The following is a 23,266-nucleotide window of genomic DNA, read 5'->3' as shown; positions in this document are numbered from 1 at the left end:
AAATGCAGCCCAATGGCTGCATTTTACAAGTGAATCCTTGGTTATCTGCTAAGAAAGCAGAAGCCATGGCTAGTTGCTTTAAGTGCCTAAGTGCCTAAGTGCCTAAGTATCTAATTGCTCTGAGGGCGTGGAATCGCGGTTCTCCACGATTTCCACTCGTCTTCGGCTTTAGGATATAAGTAGAAAGACTGATCTTCTTTTGCCAACGGTTGTAATTCATCGGTTGGTGGCGTTGAGAAGGTGATGCCGCCTCGAATCAGGCTATCGACAGTGCCTGCTTTAATGTTCGCGCCAGACAAGCCGATAGACACATCAACACCAGACACATTCCAGAACACGCTGTTTGAGCGAATCAGGTAAGCGAACTCTGGTTTTATCTGAATCGTAGAGATAATACGGTCTGCAAATTCGCCAAGCTGTACGTCAATCACAGAACCAATTTCTAACTCTCGGAACAGCACTGGTGTGCCTTCTGACACTGAACCGCGACTTTCACTTTGTAGGGTGAATATCTTGCCTTCAGGTTGTACTGGGCCGCTGCTCAACTTGAATGCCGTGGTTTTACTTCCGTTCCCCGGCTCAACTTTAATGTGCTTAGAAATCAGAGACGACACATTCTTAATCCCGTTCAAACCGATTTCTGGTTCGGCTACCCAGAAGTGGCTATCCGCGACGGCAATTTTCTCAACATATTCCGGCAGAATACGAGCTGTGATTTCAATACCGCCCTTGTTAAAGATAGGAATAACCAAAGTGACTTCGCCCACTGTCACACCTTGGTATTTGATCGGCATGCCCTTGCTGACTTCTTGATCGCCAGAAGAGGTGATAGTAACTGCACGACCGAATTTACGAGCTGATTTCGAATCGTTGTAAAGCTTCCACACATCGCCCAGTTTGTTGTCGATACCCGGTAGTGAATCAAACGCAATGCCACCTTGAATCAGTGTTTTTACTGGTGCCGCTTTGATGCTGATTCCAGATAAAGACGCATCAACTTCAACACCTGAACGGTTCCAAAAAACTGTGTGCTTATTGATTAAGTGTGTGTAGCGGTTTTCAATCGTGACTTTAATTCTCACGCCACCATCAGCCAGTTGGAAATCTGAAATGCTACCCACTTGAAGGTTACGGTAGAGTAGTGGACTGCCTTTAGAAATCGAAGGTAACTCACTTGCAAACAACGACAGCGTTTTAGAACCTGATTGGTTGAACTTCGCTATCTCGGCCAGTGATTTACTTTGGAACAGTTGGTAATTACCTCTAGCCTGATCTTTGCCTTCACTTACAAAGCTGATTGAGCCTGTTAAAAGCTGTTTGGCTGGTGGAACGGTCACACTTAGACCCGATTCTGTTAACTCAGCGGTTGCGCTGCCAGTAACGAAGAATCGGTTGTTACTTTTGATAAGGTGCGCGTATTCATTGTCGATCAACGCATCCATGAAGACTTCGTGTTTGTCGCTGCCTGTACCTACGCCATCAACCAAGCCCACTTTGATAATTGAGCCGACCGCAATACCTTTGTAAAGCAGTTGGGTACCAACATCCAAGCCGAATGAATTGTTTGAAGTTAGGCGAATCGCGACTGATTTCTCTTGTTCTTGGCTGTATTCGGTTTGGCGAATCGCAGTAAAGCGACGCGCTTTTTCACCTTCACCGGGTACCAAAGTTAAGAAGTTACCTGTGACCAAGTTGGCGATGTTCTTCATACCAGTCAGTGATAGCTCGGCTTCTTCAAGAACGAATTTACTGCCACTGTTTAAGAAGTCACTGAATGCAGGTTGGATTGCAGCTGAAGCAACCACGTGCTCACGACCTTCGCTTAACGATAAATCGGTAATTTGACCGATTTCGATACCGCGATACATGATTGGAGCACCTGTCGCACTGATCTTATTGTCATCAGGAACCGCAATCTTAATTGAAATACCACGACCCGCTGTTTTCAGATCAGGGTAGAGCTTGAACTTAGTATTCATTTCTACTGGCTGACCATCTCCTGGCGAGTCTACAGCGATAGAACCACCTAAGAGGGCACTGAGACTTTCTAAGCGGACATCAACGCCAGAGAACCCGATACTTGCGCCTAAACCGCTCACATTCCAAAAACGGCTTTGGTCAGTGATGATATGGCTGTATTCGTCTTTAATCGCAGCCTGAATCGTTACTGACTTACCGTTTTCGTTGAGCTGGTAGTTATAGACCTCACCAATCGGGATTTTGCGATAAACGATTTGAGAGCCAACCGACACGCCACCTAGGTCTTTGGTCGTCAGTGAGATATTCAAACCTTCAGAAGCGAGTAAGTCAGAAGGAGATGATTCCAAGGCTTGGAAAACCGTTTCTGGCTCCTGTTTCGTTTCACTAGGGTGAATGGCAATGTAGTTACCCGAAACCAACGCGTCTAAACCAGAGATGCCCGATAAGCTTGCTGTCGGTTTAACCAACCAGAAGCGTGTACCTTTCGAAAGCAGCTTTTTAGCTTCAGGGTAGATATCAGCATCAACGTAAATATTGGACAGGTCTTTGGATAGCGTGATGTCACGAACCATACCTACCTCTAAGCCTTGGTAGCGAATGGTGGTGCGTCCTGCGATTAACCCTGCCGCATCCGAGAAGTAGATCTGCACACGTTGCCCAGCATCGTGAACCGACTTCATTACCAACCAACCGGCGAGAGCGACGGTAAGTATTGGCAGAATCCACAAAGGTGAGATGCCTTTGTTTTTCCTAACTTCTGGTGAATATGACGTTTGTGATTGGTTATTGTTGTTCATTCACTGACTCATCTTTAGAGGTATAGTTATCCCAAATTAGCCTAGGATCTAAGCTTTCCGCGGCCAGCATTGTTAGAACAACAACAACGCCGAAAGCGACTGCACCATAACCTGGTGTGAAGTTTAAAATTTGTCCACGGTCGACCAATGTCATCATGATCGAAATAACGAACAGATCCATCACGGACCACTTTCCTACCCATTTCACGATGAAATAGACGATCATTCGTTGCCTGTGGTAAAGCGCTCGCTTCATCTGAATACAAATCAAGATGTAAGCCAGTCCAAGGATTTTTGCTACTGGGACGACAATACTCGCCACGAAGATGATTATCGCAATACCATACATATCGCTGTTAATCAGAGATGCAACACCGGAGATAATCGTATCTTCGAGCCTTTGCCCGTTAGTAATTAGAATCGAAATAGGAATGACGTTGGCAGGCACAATGGCTACTGACGCGGCAAACAACAATGCCCATGTCTTTTGAATCGAGTAAGGCTTGCGGTGATAGAGGTCGTGATGACAACGAACGCAACTATCGCCTTCAGGTTGAGAAAGGTGGCAGTTATGACAATGAACGTTCTTGGTTTCGGCAAACTCGTAATCAGATTCTTTAGCCCACGCTTCCCAATAACGCCTTACACTAATGCGGCTAACTAATAGCACGCTAAATAGTTGCAGCAGAATGAGTCCAATCAAACCGGGACCAACAAAGATGTCTGAATAGTCTTGTAGCTTAAAGCACGAGATGGCCACGCTCACTAAGAACACATCCAACATCATCCAATGCTTTAGGGTTTGGATAATAGCTAATGAATAGCGAAACGGCGTAAAGAGTCCGAAGCGAAGTGATAGGTGGCTGATAAGTACAGAATTGCAAACCAGCAAGGGTGCGATGGAACTACAGAATAAGATTAACAAACCAAGTAGCGGGAAGCCTTCACCCATTAAGGTAAACACACCAGATGGCAGAGTTGCAGGTATCATCACCCCAATTAGGCGGATGCTAATGAAATCGAAAAAGTGAGAAGGGATAAATAGCAACAAACAAGTGACGGCGATTGCTAGGTTCCCAGACAGGCTAGGTGTGCCACCTCTATAAAGCTGAGTGCCGCATCTTGGGCAATAAGCGGATTTCCCTAAAGGAATGTCCATTTTATCGACGGGAAGTTCGCAGCCCTGACAAAGGCGCACTGAGCTGCTATCGCATTGATGCTTAGTTGATAAAGGGTTAGTAACGGATGGGGAGGTCACTCGACCTCCCAAGTTGAAACGTTAGTCAGGCTCGATGCCCGACTTAAAGACTCAGAACCACAAACATCAGGCGTGCGATTGCACACTGCCGTAGAGTGTTTGATAAAGTCCTTGTTGTTCAACCAATTCACCATGTGTTCCCGTCTGTGTGACTTGCCCATCTTCTAAAACATAGATTAGATCGGCTTGTTTCACCGCTGATAATCGATGAGCCACTATCAAAGTTGTGCGATCTTTCAAAAACTCGCTTAGAGCTTTATGCAGTGCCGACTCTGTGGCTGTATCCAGTGCGGAGGTCGCTTCGTCAAGAATAACAAACTTAGGATTGCTCAGCACCATACGGGCTATTGCTAAGCGTTGTCGTTGACCGCCAGACAGTCGAACCCCGTTCCTACCAATTTGTGTATCCAAGCCATTACTCAGTTGCTTGATAACATCTTGCATTTGAGAGACTTCAAGCGCACGCCATAGCGACATTTCATCGTATTCAGCGCCAAGGGTCAGATTATGCCTCAATGTGTCGTTAAAGAGTATAGGTTGTTGTAAAACAACGGCAATTTCATTGCGAATAATATCAAAACTGATGTCGTCAGTCTTTTCTCCGTTATAGCGTATACAACCTGAGTCGGCTTGATAAACCCCAATCAGCAATTGGATTAATGTAGACTTACCGCCACCACTCGCACCCACCAGAGCGACCTTTTTCCCAGCAGGGATGTGCAGTGATAGGCTATTTAAAACAGTGTTTTCTAATGTGTAAGAGAATGTAACGTTTTCTATGTCTACTGTCACTTCTTGGTTTTCATTGAAAGGGTTCACTTTACTTACTGGACGATGCTCTTCTTCTAACTTCAGAAGATCATTGATTCGTTGTAGTGCCGCTTTCGCGCTATACCAAGAGAATTGAATCCCTAGCAGCTCTTGAACCGGGCCCAACATAAACCACAAGTAACCGAACACCGCGAAGATTTGACCGATGGTTAAGTCACTGAATAGCACCATTAACATCGCGACAGCGCGGAAAAGTTCAAAGCCCAACAGAAAGAGCAGAAACGACACGCGCCCGGCAGCTTCCGATTGCCATGCGTATTTATCGGCATCGATTCTTACTTGGTTCGCTTGAACCTTCAATTCATCTAGGAAGATTCGTTCTTTATTGGCAGCACGTAGCTGATAAATGCCATCTAAGGTTTCCACCAAGCGATTCTGAAAGCGTTCGAAAGATTGGTTCTCGTACTTTTTAAGGTGTTTAACCTTGCTGCCTAGTTTACGAGAGAAATAAATAACAACAGGATTGACCAGTAGAATGAACAATCCTAAACGCCACTCTAACCATAACAACACGATCGCAGTGCCGAACACTGTTAAAAAGCTGATGAGAAACTTAGAAAGCGTTGAGCCAATGAACTTATCGATTGTCTCTATGTCTGTAATTAGGTGAGCATTAATGCCGCCGCTGCCCTTGGTCTCGTATTGTCTAATACTGATGCGACCAAGCTTATCTATCATCTTGCTACGCATTTGATAGGTAATTGTTTTGGAGACAAGTGTAAATTGTCGCCCTTGTAGAATGTTCAACGCTTGGCTAACGGTACGCATGATAATGACTAACAACAAAGTCAGTGCAATATAGCCAGTGGGTGTCTGCAACGATGTTGGAAGTAGGTGGTTCATCATATCTAAGCCAGAAGCCGGCTTATCAAGTAATACTTCATCAACCATTAATGGCATGAGCAACGGGATAGGGACACTGATGAGAGTTGCAAGTATGGCAATAATGTTAGCAAACAGTAATTTGGACTTGTGTTTTTTTACTTGAGTTATTAACCAAGAACGGCTAATAGTGTCTTCTGAATTGTTCATTGTAATGAGAATAAGTCCTATTTAGTTTGATGGCCGCATTCTACTGCGTTCTCTTGATAATGGAAGTCTCAATTTAATTGGAAGTTAATATGAAAATAGAACATTACCAACGCTTAACCAAACAAGCCGTTGCATTAATTGAATCAGAAACCGATCTAACTGCTAATCTTGCTAATATCAGTTCTTTATTATTCATGGAATTGGATGATTTGAATTGGGCGGGTTTCTATTTAATGAAGCAGGATCAAGCTAAGGAGAAAGACGAACTTGTACTGGGTCCTTTCCAAGGTCAACCTGCTTGTGTGCGAATTCCGGTAGGGCGTGGAGTGTGTGGAACTGCGGTTGCGACGAATACAGTTCAGCGCATTCATGATGTTCATGAGTTCGAAGGTCACATCGCTTGTGACGCTGCAAGTAACTCAGAAATCGTCATTCCGTTCTCTATTGGTGGAAAAATAGCGGGTGTTCTTGATATCGATAGCCCAAATGTTGGCCGTTTTTCTCAAATTGACGAGGACGGATTGACATTTTTCATGGCAGAAGTGGAAAAGCTGCTTAATTCGCACGCGAACAAGGCATAAATTATTCTCTTACTGTGGTTTTTCCCAAGCATCTCTCTATAATACGTAAAAATATTTTCTTAATGCTCGCGGAAAACCGCAAAAACCAGGAACCCACATGGAAAACACTGAAAAGTTAAAAAACAGCAAAGAAGTTATCGCATATATTGCTGAATGTTTCCCTAAATGCTTTACTCTAGAAGGTGAAGCGAAGCCACTTAAAATTGGTATTTTTCAAGATCTTGCTGAACGTCTAAATGAAGACGAAAAAGTAAGTAAGACTCAGCTTCGTGCAGCGTTAAGACAGTACACATCATCATGGCGTTACCTGCACGGCGTAAAAGCTGGCGCAGAACGTGTTGACCTAGACGGCAACGCGTGTGGCACACTAGAAGAAGAGCACGTTGAACACGCTAAAGCTACACTTGCTGAAAGCAAAGCGAAAGTTCAGGCTCGTCGTAAAGAACAAGCACAAAAAGCTCGTGAAGAAGGCAAAGCGAAACCTAAGGCGAAGAAAGCTCAACAGCCTCGTCGTCAAGCGCCTAAAGCACCAAAAGTAGAAAAGCCTGTAGAAACACGCGCTTTGAACGCTGACGAATTCATCGCTGGCAAAGAAGTAAATGTGAACATGGGTAAAGGAAACATGGCTGCGACCATTGTTGAAATCAATAAGGAAGATGTGCGTGTTCAGTTAGCAAACGGCCTACAAATGGTTGTTAAAGCGGAGCACTTGCGCGCTTAAAGGAGATACTCCTACGCATGAAATGCCGTTCAAAATTGACACTGATTGCTGCTAGCTTTTGGCTAGCAGCTTCAGCTCAGGCTCTCGAAGCCAAATTAGATCAGGACGATTTACCTCTACTCGCTCCTGAGGTCCAACACGAAACTGCTAGTAAACGTGTTACTTCTCGATTTACTCGTTCTCACTATAAACACTTCAATCTCAACGATGATTTCTCTCAAGCTATCTTTAGTCGTTACTTAGAGATGCTGGATTATAATCGTAATATCTTCACTCAAGCTGATATTGACTCTTTCTCTGCGTCATCTAAACAAATTGATGATCAGCTGAAATCGGGCAATAACCAGATTGCATTCGATGTTTATAATCTGTCTATGCAGAAGCGTTTCGAACGTTTTCAATATGCATTGTCTTTGCTAGATACTGAGATTAAGTTTGATACCGATGAAAGTATTGAGCTCAATCGCAGTGAAGCTGAGTGGCCAAAAGATATCGCTGAAGTGAATGAGCTTTGGAGAAAACGCGTTAAATACGATGCGTTGAATCTAAAACTTACTGGTAAAGAGTGGCCAGAGATTCAAGAAGTTTTGGAAAAGCGTTACAACAATGCGATGAAGCGTATTACTCAATCGCATAACGAAGATGCTTTCCAGATCTACATGAACGCATTCGCGCGTGAAGTTGATCCGCACACCAGTTACCTTTCTCCAAGAAATGCAGAACAATTCCAATCTGAGATGAATTTATCTCTAGAAGGTATTGGCGCTGTACTTCAAATGACTGACGACTACACCGTTATTCGTTCTTTAGTTGCTGGTGGCCCTGCGTCAAACAGCAAGCAATTGAGTGATGGCGACCGCATTGTTGGTGTTGGTCAAGATGGCGAAGAGATTGTTGATGTTATCGGCTGGCGTTTAGACGATGTAGTACAACTTATCAAAGGCCCGAAAGGGACCAAAGTTAAGCTACAGATCTTGCCAGATGGTAAAGATGCAAAAAGTCACGTTGTCACAATTGTTCGCGATAAGATTCGTTTAGAAGACCGAGCTGTTAAATCAGAAGTGATTGAAAAAGACGGCAAGAAGATTGGTGTACTAGAAGTACCAAGCTTCTACGTTGGCCTTTCTAAAGATACCGATAAACTGATCACCGAGCTTAAAGAGCAAGGTGTTGAAGGTATTATTGTTGACCTTCGAAACAATGGTGGTGGTGCACTGACTGAAGCAACCGAACTCTCTGGTTTGTTTATCAAAGAGGGACCTGTTGTTCAGGTTCGTGATAGCTACGGTCGTGTCAAAGTGAACAGCGATACTGATGGTCAAATCAGTTACCAAGGTCCGTTAACGGTATTGGTGAATCGCTACAGTGCTTCAGCATCTGAAATCTTTGCAGCAGCGATGCAAGATTACGGTCGTGCAATCATCTTGGGTGAAAACTCTTTCGGTAAAGGTACGGTGCAACAGCATCGCTCTTTGAATCATATTTATGATTTGTTCGATAAAGAGTTAGGCTACGTTCAATACACAATCCAGAAATTCTACCGAATCAATGGTGGTAGTACGCAAAACAAGGGCGTAGTGCCTGATATTGCTTACCCAACGCCAATTGATCCTGCAGATACTGGTGAAAGTGTTGAAGACAACGCTCTTCCTTGGGACAGCATCGACAAAGCGAAGTACTCAGTGTTACAGCGTAACGATGAGCAGATCGCAGCGTTGACGGCTAAACACCAAGCTCGTATCGCAACAGACATGGAGTTTGGCTTTATCGCGCAAGATATTGAAAAATATAAGGCAGATAAAGACGACAACGACCTTTCTCTTAATGAAAAGGTTCGTCAACAAGAGAGTGATGATGCGGATGCGCTTCGTCTAGAGCGTATTAACCAACGTCAAAAAGCCGCTAAGTTAGAGGCATTTAAAACGTTGGATGATATTCCAAAAGACTACGAAGCCCCGGATGCTTATCTTGATGAATCAGTTGCTATCATGCTGGATATGATCAAGAAATAAACAAAACACTTGTCATAAGGTGATTGTTTAAAGACGTACTATTTGAAAAGCGAGCTTAGGCTCGCTTTTTTTGTACCTGCGTTCTCGCTTAGAATAATGTCACGTTAACGGCATGCTTCCTCGCTTTTTAACTTGTTCCATAACCACTGTTATTTGATTTTCGACTGTGAAGTGCACCGTAAAAATAACTAAACTTAAGTATTATTTTTCGAGTAATAATGACATTTAAGTTACTTCGCACTTAAAATTTAGTGACTTGGATCATATTTTTTCGCTTTCTATTCATTACGTGCCTAAGCTTAAAGAAAACGAGGGGACGCTTATGAAATGGATTCTACTATTTTTATCTTGTTTAAGTTTTGTGGCTTTTGGGAGCGAGGTCGCTTCGAGTAGCCAACAATCAAAAAGTGATAGTAATCTATCCCATTTTGACCTTCCTTTGCTGCTTGGCGATTGGTATTTGATGAACCCTGATCCTGAGCAAGGCACTGAAAACTTTAGAGCGATCAAGCTTACTCTTGATTCAAACTACTCATTCACTATCGATATCCAAAAGAAAGACTACAGTGTCGATCATTGGGAAGGTTTGTATAACGCCAATGAAGACACGATTATTTTGGGTTTGAATACCTCAGAACCTCAGGTTTACGCGTACAGCAGTAATCACAACATGTTGAATCTTAACGGTGTTATGTTCACCAAGGCCTTGCCAAATGCATTGGCGGGAATCTGGTCAAGTGCCGAACTGTCTGGAAGCGATTTACGTGCAAGTAACATTCAAAAAATGGATTTGGTCCTTCAACCAGACTTCATATTCATGTTCCGAGTTTCCGATGAAGAAGGTGGTGAAGTCATTCGTCGCGGGGTGTATTACACCGAAGGCGACCAACTAGTGTTACTTTATGAAAACGGTGAACACGGTACTCGATATACACTGAACAGCGATGTGTTAACGCTGCAAGGTGAAGAGGGAGATATGTTTGCTGTGCTCAATCGCATCCGATAATCGAGAATTTTAGCAGTAAAGTCGTACTCGTTGATAATATTGTGCACAGTTCATTTCTTAGGCGTTCCTGTCTGATTTGATTGATAAAATAGCAAAACATGGAGGCATTTTCTTACAATGCCTCCTTTTTTTAATATTCCCCTTGTTTTATTGGCGCTCAACCTTTAGATATATACAGTTAAAAAATAATTACGTATAACGATCAAAAGGAACCCGTCATGGCACATACACCTCAAGCCAAGTATCGTAAAGATTATCAATCACCATCTCACACGATTTCTGAAATCGATCTTACTTTCGATTTGTACGACTCAGCATCCATTGTTACGGCTGTTTCTAGTGTTAAGCAGGAGAAAGACAGCGCGACATTAGTACTTGATGGTGAAGGCTTGAAGTTGGTTTCTGTTTTGGTTAAGGGCAACGAATGGACTCAATACGAGCAGTCTGAAACTCAACTTACGCTGAATGATCTTCCAAAAGAATTTACGCTAACTATCGTTACTGAAGTTAACCCTGAAGGGAACAGCGCACTAGAAGGCTTGTACAAGTCGGGTGGCGCTTTCTGTACTCAGTGTGAAGCTGAAGGTTTCCGTCGTATTACTTACTACATGGATCGCCCAGATGTATTGGCGAAATTCACTACAACGGTAATCGCAGATAAAGCAGAGAACCCATTCCTATTAAGTAATGGTAACCGTGTAGACGAAGGCGAAGCTGAAAACGGTCGTCACTGGGTGAAGTGGCAAGACCCACATCCAAAACCAGCGTACTTGTTTGCTTTAGTTGCGGGTGATTTCGATGTACTTCGTGACGCATACACCACACAATCGGGTCGCAAAGTTGACCTAGAAATCTTTGTTGATAAAGGTAATCTAGACCGTGCAAACCACGCGATGGTTTCTTTGATTAACTCAATGAAGTGGGACGAAGAGCGTTTCAATCTTGAATACGACTTAGATATCTACATGATCGTAGCCGTTGATTTCTTCAACATGGGTGCGATGGAAAACAAAGGCTTGAACGTATTTAACTCGAAGTTCGTTCTAGCAAACGACCAAACTGCAACGGATACTGATTACCTCGGTATTGAAGCAGTAATCGGTCATGAATACTTCCACAACTGGACGGGTAACCGAGTCACTTGTCGCGATTGGTTCCAGTTAAGTTTGAAAGAAGGTTTAACGGTATTCCGTGACCAAGAGTTCTCGTCTGATCTTGGTTCTCGCGCAGTAAACCGTATCAACAATGTACGTATTATTCGCGGTCCACAATTCGCTGAAGATGCAAGCCCAATGTCTCACCCAATTCGTCCAGAAAAAGTAATAGAAATGAATAACTTCTACACTTTGACAGTGTACGAAAAGGGCAGTGAAGTGATCCGTATGATCCACACATTGTTGGGTGAAGATGGTTTCCAAAAAGGCATGAAGCTTTACTTCGAACGTCACGATGGCACGGCAGCAACATGTGAAGATTTCGTCGCAGCAATGGAAGACGCATCGGGTGTTGATCTGTCTCAGTTCCGTTTATGGTACAGCCAGTCTGGTACGCCAACGCTGTCTGTTGAAAGTCACTACGATACAGATAAGAAACAATACACGTTAACAACTCGCCAAGTAACGGCGCCAACGCATGAGCAAACTGAGAAGCAGGCTTTGCATATCCCTCTAGATGTCGAACTGTACACAGCATCAGGTGATGTGGTTGAGTTACAATGTAACGGAAAACCAGTTCATAACGTATTAGATGTGAAAGAAGCAGAACAGACTTTCGTGTTTGAAAACGTTTCTGAACAACCAATCCCATCACTACTTCGTGAATTCTCTGCGCCAGTGAAATTGGAGTACGACTACTCAGATGAAGAACTTATCTTCTTGATGGTGAATGCTCGCAATGAGTTCTCTCGTTGGGATGCAGGTCAAATGCTATTGGCTAAGTACATCCGCAGCAATGTTGAAAAAGTTCAACAAGGCGAAGCGTTTGCACTTTCTGATTCTGTGGTTGATGCATTCCGTGGCGTACTATTGAGTGACTCGCTAGAACCTGCCTTTATCGCAGAGATGCTTTCATTGCCAAGTCATAACGAAGTATCAGGTTGGTACGATCGTGTTGATATTGATGCTGTTGCATCTGTGCTGAACTCAATGAAGGTAACACTGGCAACAGAACTTGAAGACGAACTGGCCGCGGTTTACCACAGCAATACACTAGCAGAATACACAATCGATCACGATTCGATTGGTAAGCGCACTTTGCGTAAAGTTTGCCTAAGTTACTTAGCACATACAGAGCAGGGTAACGATTTGGTTGTTACAATGTACCAGCAGGCAAACAACATGACAGATACAATGGCAGCGATGGGTGCGGCAAACAGCGCACAACTGGCATGTCGTGAAACTTTGATGGCAGATTACAGCGACAAGTGGAAACACGATGGTCTTGTTATGGACAAGTGGTTTGCTCTGCAAGGTACCAACCCAAGTTCAAATGCGCTTGAAGTGATCAAAGAATCTATGTCACATCAAGCGTTTAGCTTAAAGAACCCGAACCGAACTCGTAATTTGGTTGGTTCATTCTTAAACATGAACCCGGTACAGTTCCATGACAAGTCTGGTCAAGGGTATGCGTTTGCAGGTGAGATTTTACGTGAGTTAAACAGCAGTAATCCGCAAGTTGCTTCACGTCTGATTGATCCACTTCTTAAATTCCGTAAGTACGATGATGAGCGCCAAGCTCTTATCAAGCAGGAACTTGAAACATTGAAGAAAATGGATAACTTAGCAAAAGACCTATTTGAGAAAGTAACGAAAGCACTAGAAGCTTAAGTTATGCCTTCTCAAGGTTAACGGTTTACTTATAAGCTGTTTACTTATTAAGGAAAGTCACCAGTGGTAGAGAATATCTGCCACTGATTTTTTGTTTCTGGTTCATCGAATTTTCGATAAGCTAGAGCAGTTTCAAGCTCAGTTTCACCGTCAGACATCGTTAAGTGCCCCAAAATACTGGCACTGTATATCTATACAGGTATCGTATGAATCACTATATTTTCCAACTTAACATCTCATATCAGCAGTTTTTGGCCAGTTATTCTGGTGCGGCAAGTAAAGTTCAAGTGATAACAACGACCGGATTACGTTTACAGTTACCTGCAACTCGGTTCAGACCATTTCTTACACAAATAGGGGTTAGAGGGCAGTTTAGACTGACAACTGACCAAAAAAATAAGTTTATTAAGTTGGAAGCTCTGTAAACCTTGGCGTGCCTAGTGAGTTAAAAGGAATCTTAATCACATAATCAAACATTTCACCTCTTACCACCTCCAAAACAATTAACTATTTCTCAATAATGCTTTTACAATAAATGAATGCATTACCTTTGCTTAACTCGTTAGTAGAAAAGCGCTCAACGGCACGATTCAAACACCAGATTAAGTGATCCCCCTAATAATAAAATATAATTCTAATTGTGGAGTGTGACTATGACCGCACGTGAAACTGTGGTTCCAGTTTTACTTGAAAAAGTTTACAAGCTGATTCAAGACAAACTTGACCTTGCTCATCGACCTCTCGTAACTCAACTTGCTCAACACTTGTTTAGTAACGTTTCTCACGACGACCTAACTCAGAGAAACGAATCCGATTTATACGGTGCTGTAGTTAGCTTATGGCATCACATCAATGAAAAGAAAGCCGACGAAATTTCTGTTCGTGTTTTTAACCCGACAGTAAGTCGCCAAGGCTGGCAGTCTACTCACACTATCGTTGAGATAGTGGTACCAGATAGCCCATTCCTCGTTGATTCTGTAAAAATGGCATTAACTCGCCTCGACCTCTCTTCTCACCTTATGCTTCACAACCCAACTCAAATTTCTCGTTCTGACTCAGGAAGTGTTGTCGGTGTGAGTAATGATGAAGGTGTGTTCCAGTCGCTTTTCCATATTGAGGTTGACCGTCTTAGCAGCAAAGCCGAGATGACAGCACTTAAAACAGAATTGCTGGATATCTTTACTGATACTGGCCTTGTTGTTAACGACTGGCTAAAAATGGTTGAAAGACTGAAAGAAGTCACCAACCAAGTTGAAAAGCAAAAAGAGACAATTCCGGTAGATGCTCAACGCTTCGATGAAACGCTGGCTTTCCTTCGTTGGTTAGGCGAGCACAACTTTACGTTTATGGGTTACAAGGAATACGACCTTGTGTCTGTAAATGGTGACACTGAACTGCAACCGACTAAGGAGCAAGGCCTTGGTTTGTTCGCGAATTCAGATCGTGTACGCAACGTTAAGCTGTCTGAGTTTTCTGACTCGGCACGTTTAGAAGCGAAGAAACCGTATGTACTTATCGTCACGAAGGGCAACACGGCTTCACGCATTCACCGCCCAGCTTACAATGACTACATCGGTATTAAGAAATTCGATAAGAACGGTAAGGTAATTGGTGAGCATCGCTTCACTGGTCTTTACACTTCTGCTGTTTATAACCAAACCGTTGAAACGATTCCTCTAGTTCGCGAGAAAGTAGAGCGTATCTTAGACGCGAGTGGTTACCGTGAGGGTTCATACTCTTACAAAGCACTTCATAATATTCTTGAAAACTACCCACGTGATGAACTGCTTCAAGCTCGAGAAGAAGAGTTACTTGAAGTGGGTACCGGCGTAGTTCAAATGCAAGATCGTGATCTTCTGCGTTTGTTCGTTCGCAAAGACCCGTTTGGCCGTTTCTTCAGCTGTATGGTTTACGTAACAAAAGATCGTTACAACACTGAACTTCGCCGTCAAACACAACGCATCTTGAAGCAGTACTTTGGTTGTGAAGAAGAGGTTGAATTTACAACGTACTTCTCTGAAAGCCCACTGGCGAGAACGCACTATATTGTTCGTGTTGATAACAACAACATGGATGTGGACGTGAAAACAATTGAGCAAAATTTAATGGAAGTATCGTCTACTTGGGATGACCGCCTGTCTGAATCAATCATTGCAAACTTCGGTGAGAGCAAAGGGCTTCCATTGTCGAAAGAGTACATGCGTGCATTCCCACGTTCGTACAAAGAAGACATGATGCCAGGTTCTGCGGTAGCGGACATCGAGCGCTTGGAAGCACTAAGCGAAGACAACAAACTGGGTATGCTTTTCTACCGTCCGCAAGAAGAAGCGGCAGATTCTAAAGCAGTTCGTTTGAAGTTGTTCTATCACAGTGATGAGCCAATTCACCTTTCTGATGTAATGCCAATGCTTGAAAACTTTGGCCTGCGCGTTATCGGTGAGTCTCCATATGAAGTGCGCAAAACCAACGGTGTGACATATTGGATCCTTGATTTCTCTATGCTACACAAGAGTGACAAGACAATTGATCTTCGTGAAGCTCGCGATCTTTTCCAACAAGCCTTCGCGGCAATTTGGGCGGGTGAGTTAGACAGCGATGGTTTCAACCGTTTGGTATTGGGCGCGGGTCTTTCTGGCCGTGAAATCTCAATCTTACGTGCTTATGCTCGTTACATGCGTCAAGTGGGTTTCCCATTCAGCCAACAATACATTGAAGACACATTGTCTCATTACCCAGATTTAGCAAAAGGGTTAGTGAGCTTATTCGGCAAGCGTTTTGACCCGAAACTGAAGGGCAGCGCGAAAGGCCAACAAGATCTTATTAAGAAGATCACAGAACAGTTGGATCATGTAGAAAGCTTGGATGATGATCGTATCATTCGTCGCTACATGGAAATGATCACTGCAACGCTTCGTACTAACTACTACCAAGTAGATGAGAACAAGCAGTCTAAACCTTGGCTGGCTCTGAAAATGAGACCAAGCGAGATTCCAGATATTCCAGCGCCGGTTCCTGCGTTTGAGATCTTCGTTTACGCACCTGATATTGAGGGTGTGCACCTACGTGGCGGTAAAGTAGCTCGTGGTGGTTTACGTTGGTCAGACCGTCAAGAGGATTTCCGTACTGAGATTCTAGGCTTAGTTAAAGCACAACAAGTGAAGAACACTGTGATTGTTCCTGTTGGTGCTAAAGGTGGTTTCGTTTGTAAGCGTCAACACATGATGTCTGGCCGTGACGAGATTTTTGCTGAAGGTCAACGCTGTTACAAGCGCTTCATTCGTGCACTATTAGATGTATCAGACAACATCATCGAAGGTGAGGTTATCCCACCTAAGAGCGTTGTTCGTCACGATGAAGATGATCCGTACTTGGTTGTTGCAGCCGATAAAGGTACAGCGACATTCTCAGATCTAGCGAACTCAGTATCTGATGAATACAACTTCTGGTTAGGTGATGCATTTGCATCGGGTGGCTCTAACGGTTACGACCACAAAGCGATGGGTATCACCGCGAAAGGTGGCTGGGAATCAGTTAAGCGTCATTTCCGTGAAATGGGCATCAACTGCCAAACGACAGATTTCACTGCGATTGGTGTCGGTGATATGGCGGGTGACGTATTTGGTAACGGTATGCTGCTATCTAAGCATATTCGTATGCAAGCGGCGTTTAACCACATGCACATCTTCATTGACCCGAATCCAGATTCAGCATCAAGCTGGGTAGAGCGTGATCGTCTGTTTAATCTGCCTCGCTCAAGCTGGGAAGATTACAATAAAGATCTGATTTCTCAAGGTGGTGGCATCTTCTCTCGTCGAGCGAAGTCTATTTCTCTAACGCCTGAAATTCAGAAAATGCTGGGTACCAAGAAAGCATCAATGGCGCCGAATGACTTGATCAAAGCGATCTTGTCTATGCAGGTTGATCTACTTTGGAACGGCGGTATCGGTACTTATGTTAAGTCTTCAAGCGAGACTCATACTGATGTTGGTGACCGTGCCAACGACGTTCTACGTATCGATGGCCGTGACCTAAAAGCTAAGGTTGTTGGCGAAGGCGGTAACTTGGGTATGACTCAACTGGGTCGTATCGAATACGCTCTTACGGGTGGCCGAGTTAATACCGACTTCGTTGATAACGTTGGTGGTGTTGACTGTTCGGATAACGAAGTAAACATTAAGATCTTCTTGAATGGCTTGGTATCTAATGGGGATCTAACCGTTAAGCAACGCAACCAAGTGCTTGAATCAATGGAAGATGAAGTGGGCGAAATCGTACTAGACGACGCATATTGCCAAGCTGAATCGATTTCTGTTACTGAGCATCAAGGTGTTGGCTTAGTGAAAGAGCAAATCCGCTTCATTCACACAATGGAGAAAGCAGGGTACTTGGATCGTGGTTTGGAATACATCCCAGATGACGAAACGCTTCTAGAGCGTGAGAAGCAAGGCCAAGCACTAACAAGACCTGAGCTGTCGGTATTGATCGCTTACGGTAAAATGGTGCTGAAAGAAGATCTTGTGAGTGATGATATTGCGAATGATGAGTTCCATGCTCAACAGTTGATGCAATACTTCCCAACCGAGTTACGCCGTAACTATTCTCAACACATGGATAACCATCCACTGCGTGCTGAGATCATTGCGACAGCACTTGCAAACCAAATGGTTAACGAAATGGGTTGTAACTTCGTGACTCGTTTGCAAGAAGAAACGGGCGCAAACATTGTTGATATTGCGAATGCTTACGCGGCATCTCGAGAGATCTACGGCTTGGGCAAAGTGCTTAAGAGCATTCGTGAGCTGGATAATATCTCAAGTTCTGAAGCTCAATACGAGTTGCTTTACCACGTGCGCCGCACGCTGCGTCGTCTAGCGCGTTGGTTGCTAAGAAACCGTACCGGTAAACAATCAGTGAACGCATTGATTGAACTGTACCAAGGTGATGTGGTTGCTATTACTGAGAAACTGGATGAAAACCTAGTGGCTTCAGAAGTAGAAGAGCACCAAGCAATGGCTCAGGTATGGATTGATCAGGGTGTAACGGCAGAACTGGCGAATTCAGTGGCTCGTTTGTCTAGCTTGTACTCAGCACTGGATATATCCACAGTGGCTCGTGAAACGGGTAAAACAGTACAGCAAGCGTCTAAGCTTTACTTCAACCTTGGCGACCGTTTGTCTCTGCACTGGTTCTTGAAGCAAATCAATGGCCAAGCGGTAGACAACAACTGGCAAGCGTTGGCACGTGCGGCATTCAGAGAAGACCTAGATTGGCAGCAACGTCAGCTAACAGGCCAAGTTCTTAACTGTGGTTGTGGTTCAGACTTAGATGTTATTAAAGCATTGGACGACTGGATGGAAAGCAACTCAGTTTCTCTACATCGTTGGGAAAGCATCTTGAACGAATTCAAAGTGGGTTCCGTTCATGAGTTTGCTAAGTTCTCAGTGGCGTTACGTGAATTGATGCTACTGAATCTAAACTGTATGTCGAAAGACTAATGACTAGATAGAAACGAAAAACTATTAGGGTAGGCCATTAGGTCTGCCTTTTTCGTTTGGCTAAACAGTTTTCGATAAATTAACTATTCGTAGAAGTCTCACTGTATTAGTGAGCTGGTGGCAGAAGAGGTATAAGGAACATTCCCAATAGATAATCAGAGCTTGAAACGGTAACGTTTGCTTAATAATGAACCTCATTCGTTAGCAAACTCGATTATCTTACCCTTACAGTCAGTAATAGATTGAATAGTTGGGTAAATAAGTAAATAATATCGCCCCGTTTACACGGGGCTTTTTTCTATCGGAGGCACAATGCTTTACCGTCTAGCCAGAACTGGCTTTTTCCAACTTGATGCCGAAAAGGCACATGATCTTGCAATTCAAAATTTCAAACGCTTCACAGGTACACCTATTGATCTTTTGTATCGCCAACAATTACCTCACCGACCTGTAGAGTGCATGGGTCTTACTTTTAAAAACCCAGTTGGCCTTGCTGCCGGCCTAGATAAAAACGGCGAATGTATTGATGCATTTGGCGCAATGGGCTTTGGTTTCGTAGAAGTAGGGACTGTTACTCCTCGTCCGCAAGCGGGTAACGACAAACCTCGTTTGTTCCGTCTTGTTGAAGCAGAAGGCATCATCAACCGCATGGGCTTTAATAACCTAGGCGTAGATAACCTTGTTGAGAATGTTAAGAAGTCGAACTACGATGGCATCTTAGGCATCAACATCGGTAAGAACAAAGACACACCAATTGAAAAGGGCGCTGAAGATTACTTGATCTGTATGGAGAAGGTATATCAATACGCTGGTTACATTGCTGTGAACATCTCTTCACCAAATACTCCAGGACTTCGTTCTCTTCAATACGGCGAAGCACTAGACGATCTATTGTCTGAGCTGAAAACGAAACAATCTGAACTAGAAGAGAAGCATGGTAAATATGTTCCTCTTGCTCTTAAGATTGCTCCGGATCTAAGTGACGATGAAATCAGTCAAATTTGTGAATCATTGATCAAAAATAAGATCGATGGTGTGATCGCAACGAACACAACATTGGATCGTTCAATCGTTGAAGGCATGAAGCATTGGGACGAAGCGGGTGGTCTAAGCGGACGTCCAGTTCAATCTCGCAGTACTGAAGTTGTTCGTAAACTTTATCAAGAGCTTGGTGACCAACTGCCGATCATCGGGGTAGGTGGTGTTGATTCGTATGTTGCTGCAAAAGAGAAAATGATGGCAGGCGCTAAGCTTGTACAAGTTTACTCTGGTTTCATTTACAAAGGTCCAGGCCTTGTAGGCGACATCGTTAAAAATCTTTAAACGGCAAGACGCTTTTATTTCTGAAAAGCGACAATCTGGCATCGTCTTAATAAAAGAGACACTGTAACTCACTGAGTTGTAGAGAAAAGCAATAAGAAAGAGGAATTCATTTCCTCTTTTTTTTTGCCTATTGCTCAGTAAAATTACTGTAATTGAAGGTAATTTTGCGTTTTACCTAATGGAATGGTTCAACAGTGTGAGACGAAATGATGCTTAAACCTAGCGATACATGGAGTTGGTATTACGATGAGCAGCAATGTTCATTAATGCTAAACCTCGGAGAGGATATGATTTTCAAAACGAATCTGGTCCGCAATAAGCTGGTGGACTGCGCGTTTCGAGATAATGAATTCACCGTTGATGACGCATCTTCATACCAAACCTTCAAAGAACAAATTTCTGGCTTAGAGCTGTCTGAGCCTCGCCAAGCTGAACTGGCACTCTATTGTGTGGCAGCAAAGCGCTTCCATAAGCCTGTACAGCCTAAGAGTTGGTTCTTCGACTCACAAGGTGCAGGTCATGAATATCCTCAAGAAGGGGATATTGTACAAATGAATAACGAGCATAGCTTAGGGTATTTCATTGTATTAGAAGTGGGAGAGTGTGCGAGCCTATGTGCATTTGTCGACCTAGAAGAGTTCCTGTTAACGCCTTCAAAAGGACTGCGATTTGGAGACTCAATCAAGGTGATGCACGATAGAATGATAGACGCGAACGCTATCCTTCATCAGACACACATAGCGATGGTAGGTTAACCTCCAATCTAGCACATCATTTCTACCACGCATCGCAGCACACAAACGTATAAACTCTCCTCAGAATCGGCTTAATAGCCGATTTTTTTGTGCCTAAAAAACCTCATCCTGATAAATACATCACTGCTTAACCATTTAAATAGTGAACTTACGACTATTTTTTCACCTTAATTTCTGCTCGTTTTCATCACCAGAAGAGTAAATTTACCGCCTTTATTCCCTGTTTTTGGTTTTTTGTAGCTAAATTTCACCCGTAAACCTCCATTGGTATATACCAATTTTAAGGTGAATATAAATTCACATTGCTACTTTGGTTAATAAGTGGTCAGAAATGGAATTGGTTTGATAGGTCTTATGTTCTAAAGGGATGTGGGTAAGCGATCGCTTCAAGACTGTGCATTTGCTAGCCAGTTAGTCGAAAGATTCAATGAAAAGACGCGTTTAGTGTGATGCTCTAGTTACAAATTCAGGTATAATCGAGCTCATTTTTATTAATAAAAGAACACTATGAATCAATATCTAGCGGTTACCTCAAACGGCCTTGAGAATTTATTAGTTGAAGAACTAACCCAACTAGGGATTACAAACGCAAAACCTGTTCAAGCAGGTGTTAAATTCAAAGCGACCAATGAGCAAATTTATCGTTGTTGTTTGTGGAGCCGTTTGGCTTCTCGATTTGTACGTGTCCTTTCTGAATTCACTTGTGTGGACGACATGGATTTGTACCTATCAACCACTGCGGTTAACTGGGTAAATCAATTCCATAGCTCTAAGCGTTTTGTTGTTGACTTCAATGGTACGAACAACGAAATCCGTAACAGCCAATACGGTGCGATGAAAGTAAAAGATGCTGTTGTTGATTGCTTCGAGAAGAAGTCTGTACCACGTCCTTCTATCAGCAAAGAGAACCCAGATGTTCGTATTCACGTTCGTCTACACCGTGATAAAGCGATTCTTGGTGTTGATATGGTGGGTAGTGGTCTTCACCAACGTGGTTACCGTCCAGAATCAGGTCGTGCTCCGTTGCGTGAAACACTAGCTGCTGCAATCCTTCTTCGTAGTGGTTGGGATGCAACGAAACCTTTCTTAGACCCTATGTGTGGTTCTGGTACGTTAGTGATTGAAGCTGCAATGATGGCTGCAAACCTAGCACCAGGTGTTAAACGTCAGAAATGGTGTTTTGAATCACTAGAAGATTTCGAGCCTGAGCTTTGGGCTGAAGTTAAAGCAGAAGCGAATGTTCAAGGCCGTCGTGGCGTTAAGAAAGTAGAATGTAAGTTCTATGGTTACGACAACGATGAACGCATGATCAAAACAGCGCGCGATAATGCTCGCCGTGCTGGTGTAGAAGATTTGATTGAATTCGAAGTAGGTGATGCCGCAAAACTTAAACGCCCTACAGAATTTACTGATGGTGTGATTGTGTCTAACCCACCTTATGGTGAGCGTCTAGGCACGGAGCCTGGCCTAATTGCACTTTACACCGCATTTGGTGCGCAACTTAAAGCTGAATTTGGTGGTTGCAACGCATCTATCTTCTCTAGCTCAGACGAGCTACTAAGCTGCTTACGCATGCGTGCAGACAAACAGTTCAAATTGAATAACGGTGCGTTACCGTGTCACCAAAAGAACTACTCAATTTCAGATCGTCCGATGTCAGAGCGTCCATCAGGCGAGCAAGAACAATTGATTGCACCTGATTTTGCGAACCGTCTTAAAAAGAACATCGGTAAAATTGGCAAGTGGGCTAAGAAAGAGCAATTAGATTGTTACCGTATCTACGATGCAGACTTACCAGAATACAATGTAGCGATTGATGTATACCCAGGTCACCTTGTGATTCAAGAATACGCAGCGCCGAAAGATGTACCGGAAGAGAAGGCAAAACGTCGTCTAACCGATATCATCCGTGCTTCTATTCAAGTGACTGGTGTTGAAGCAAACAACGTTGTGCTTAAATTTCGTCAGAAGCAGAAAGGTCGCTCTCAATACCAGAAACTGGCTCAAGACTCATCGAATCTAGAAGTGAACGAATACGGTGTGAAGCTGATTGTTAATCTTCACGACTACTTAGATACGGGCTTGTTCCTAGATCATAAGATCACTCGTCGTCGTATCGGTGAGATGGCCGCAGGTAAAGATTTCCTAAACTTGTTTGCTTACACTGGTAGTGCGTCTGTACATGCTGCAGTGGGTGGCGCTCGTTCTACAACTACTGTTGATATGTCAAATACCTACCTAGAGTGGGCGAAAGAGAACATGGAGCTTAACGGTCGTGTTGGTCGTCAACATCAGTTTGTTCAAGCTGACTGTCTACAATGGTTGGCTAAAGAGCAGGGCTCTTACGATCTGATCTTTATCGATCCACCTACGTTCTCTAACTCAAAGCGTATGGATCAATCTTTCGATGTTCAACGCGACCACATTCAGCTGATGGAGAACCTTAAGCGTCTTCTTCGTGAAGAAGGCACGATTGTGTTCTCTAACAACAAGCGTCACTTCAAAATGGACTTGGAAGCTCTAGATGAGTTAGGTCTTAAGGCTCAGAACATCTCAGCTAAGACACTTCCATTGGACTTCTCTCGCAACAAGCACATTCATAACTGCTGGTTGATTACTCATAAGTAGTTAAGAGATTGTATAAGGATAT

Annotated in this window: 13 protein-coding genes; 10 read left to right on the top strand and 3 right to left on the bottom strand. The window is 43.5% G+C overall.

Features of this window, described 5'->3' with window-relative positions; genetic code table 11:
- Positions 1 to 110: 110 nt before the first annotated feature.
- The 3 genes from ITG10_RS17510 to ITG10_RS17500 are packed head-to-tail and all read right to left on the bottom strand — an operon-like array spanning position 111 to position 5,898.
- On the bottom strand, positions 111 to 2,777 hold the full coding sequence (locus ITG10_RS17510) for an MlaD family protein (protein ID WP_017630028.1): 2,667 nt from the start codon (positions 2,775 to 2,777) through the stop codon (positions 111 to 113).
- A complete protein-coding gene (locus ITG10_RS17505; RefSeq protein WP_026084157.1) occupies positions 2,764 to 4,047 on the bottom strand; it encodes a paraquat-inducible protein A in 1,284 nt (427 codons plus the stop codon). The genes ITG10_RS17510 and ITG10_RS17505 overlap by 14 nt, the downstream gene beginning before the upstream one ends.
- A gap of 54 nt (positions 4,048 to 4,101) precedes the next feature.
- Complete coding sequence (locus ITG10_RS17500; protein WP_239848213.1) at positions 4,102 to 5,898, bottom strand: ABC transporter ATP-binding protein; 1,797 nt, start codon at positions 5,896 to 5,898, stop codon at positions 4,102 to 4,104.
- A gap of 89 nt (positions 5,899 to 5,987) precedes the next feature.
- Between ITG10_RS17500 and ITG10_RS17495 the strand changes: the two genes are divergently transcribed.
- The 10 genes from ITG10_RS17495 (at position 5,988) to rlmKL (ending at position 23,244) form a co-directional block, all read left to right on the top strand.
- A complete protein-coding gene (locus ITG10_RS17495; protein WP_017630025.1) occupies positions 5,988 to 6,479 on the top strand; it encodes a GAF domain-containing protein in 492 nt (163 codons plus the stop codon).
- Positions 6,480 to 6,576: 97 nt separating this feature from the next.
- Entirely contained in the window at positions 6,577 to 7,200 is a 624-nt protein-coding gene (proQ, locus tag ITG10_RS17490) for an RNA chaperone ProQ (RefSeq protein WP_017057223.1), read from the top strand.
- Positions 7,201 to 7,217: 17 nt separating this feature from the next.
- Positions 7,218 to 9,212, top strand: coding sequence for a carboxy terminal-processing peptidase (gene prc / locus ITG10_RS17485; RefSeq protein ID WP_017630023.1), 1,995 nt, complete (start codon positions 7,218 to 7,220; stop codon positions 9,210 to 9,212).
- A 322-nt stretch (positions 9,213 to 9,534) separates the two neighbouring features.
- The gene (locus ITG10_RS17480; RefSeq protein ID WP_017630022.1) at positions 9,535 to 10,218 is read left to right on the top strand and encodes a hypothetical protein; all 684 of its coding nucleotides are present in this window, start codon (positions 9,535 to 9,537) and stop codon (positions 10,216 to 10,218) included.
- Positions 10,219 to 10,436: 218 nt separating this feature from the next.
- Complete coding sequence (gene pepN, locus ITG10_RS17475; protein ID WP_017630021.1) at positions 10,437 to 13,043, top strand: aminopeptidase N; 2,607 nt, start codon at positions 10,437 to 10,439, stop codon at positions 13,041 to 13,043.
- A gap of 206 nt (positions 13,044 to 13,249) precedes the next feature.
- Positions 13,250 to 13,468, top strand: a complete 219-nt coding sequence (locus ITG10_RS17470) for a DUF2835 domain-containing protein (protein WP_086711486.1) — start codon at positions 13,250 to 13,252, stop codon at positions 13,466 to 13,468.
- A gap of 228 nt (positions 13,469 to 13,696) precedes the next feature.
- Positions 13,697 to 18,538 carry an NAD-glutamate dehydrogenase gene (locus ITG10_RS17465; protein ID WP_017630019.1) on the top strand — a complete coding sequence of 1,614 codons (4,842 nt, stop codon included), beginning with the start codon at positions 13,697 to 13,699 and terminating at the stop codon, positions 18,536 to 18,538.
- 312 nt (positions 18,539 to 18,850) lie between these two features.
- Complete coding sequence (gene pyrD, locus ITG10_RS17460) at positions 18,851 to 19,861, top strand: quinone-dependent dihydroorotate dehydrogenase (protein ID WP_248386583.1); 1,011 nt, start codon at positions 18,851 to 18,853, stop codon at positions 19,859 to 19,861.
- Between the two features lie 206 nt (positions 19,862 to 20,067).
- Positions 20,068 to 20,616: a cell division protein ZapC gene (locus ITG10_RS17455; RefSeq protein ID WP_017059680.1), complete on the top strand. Its 549-nt coding sequence runs from the start codon at positions 20,068 to 20,070 to the stop codon at positions 20,614 to 20,616.
- A gap of 507 nt (positions 20,617 to 21,123) precedes the next feature.
- Positions 21,124 to 23,244 carry a bifunctional 23S rRNA (guanine(2069)-N(7))-methyltransferase RlmK/23S rRNA (guanine(2445)-N(2))-methyltransferase RlmL gene (rlmKL, locus tag ITG10_RS17450; RefSeq protein WP_017630018.1) on the top strand — a complete coding sequence of 707 codons (2,121 nt, stop codon included), beginning with the start codon at positions 21,124 to 21,126 and terminating at the stop codon, positions 23,242 to 23,244.
- Positions 23,245 to 23,266 lie beyond the last annotated feature (22 nt).

The organism is Vibrio sp. ED004 (assembly GCF_023206395.1).
GTDB lineage: Bacteria > Pseudomonadota > Gammaproteobacteria > Enterobacterales > Vibrionaceae > Vibrio.
Note: the sequence above shows the minus strand (reverse complement) of the source record. Positions and strands in the feature narration are given on the sequence as shown.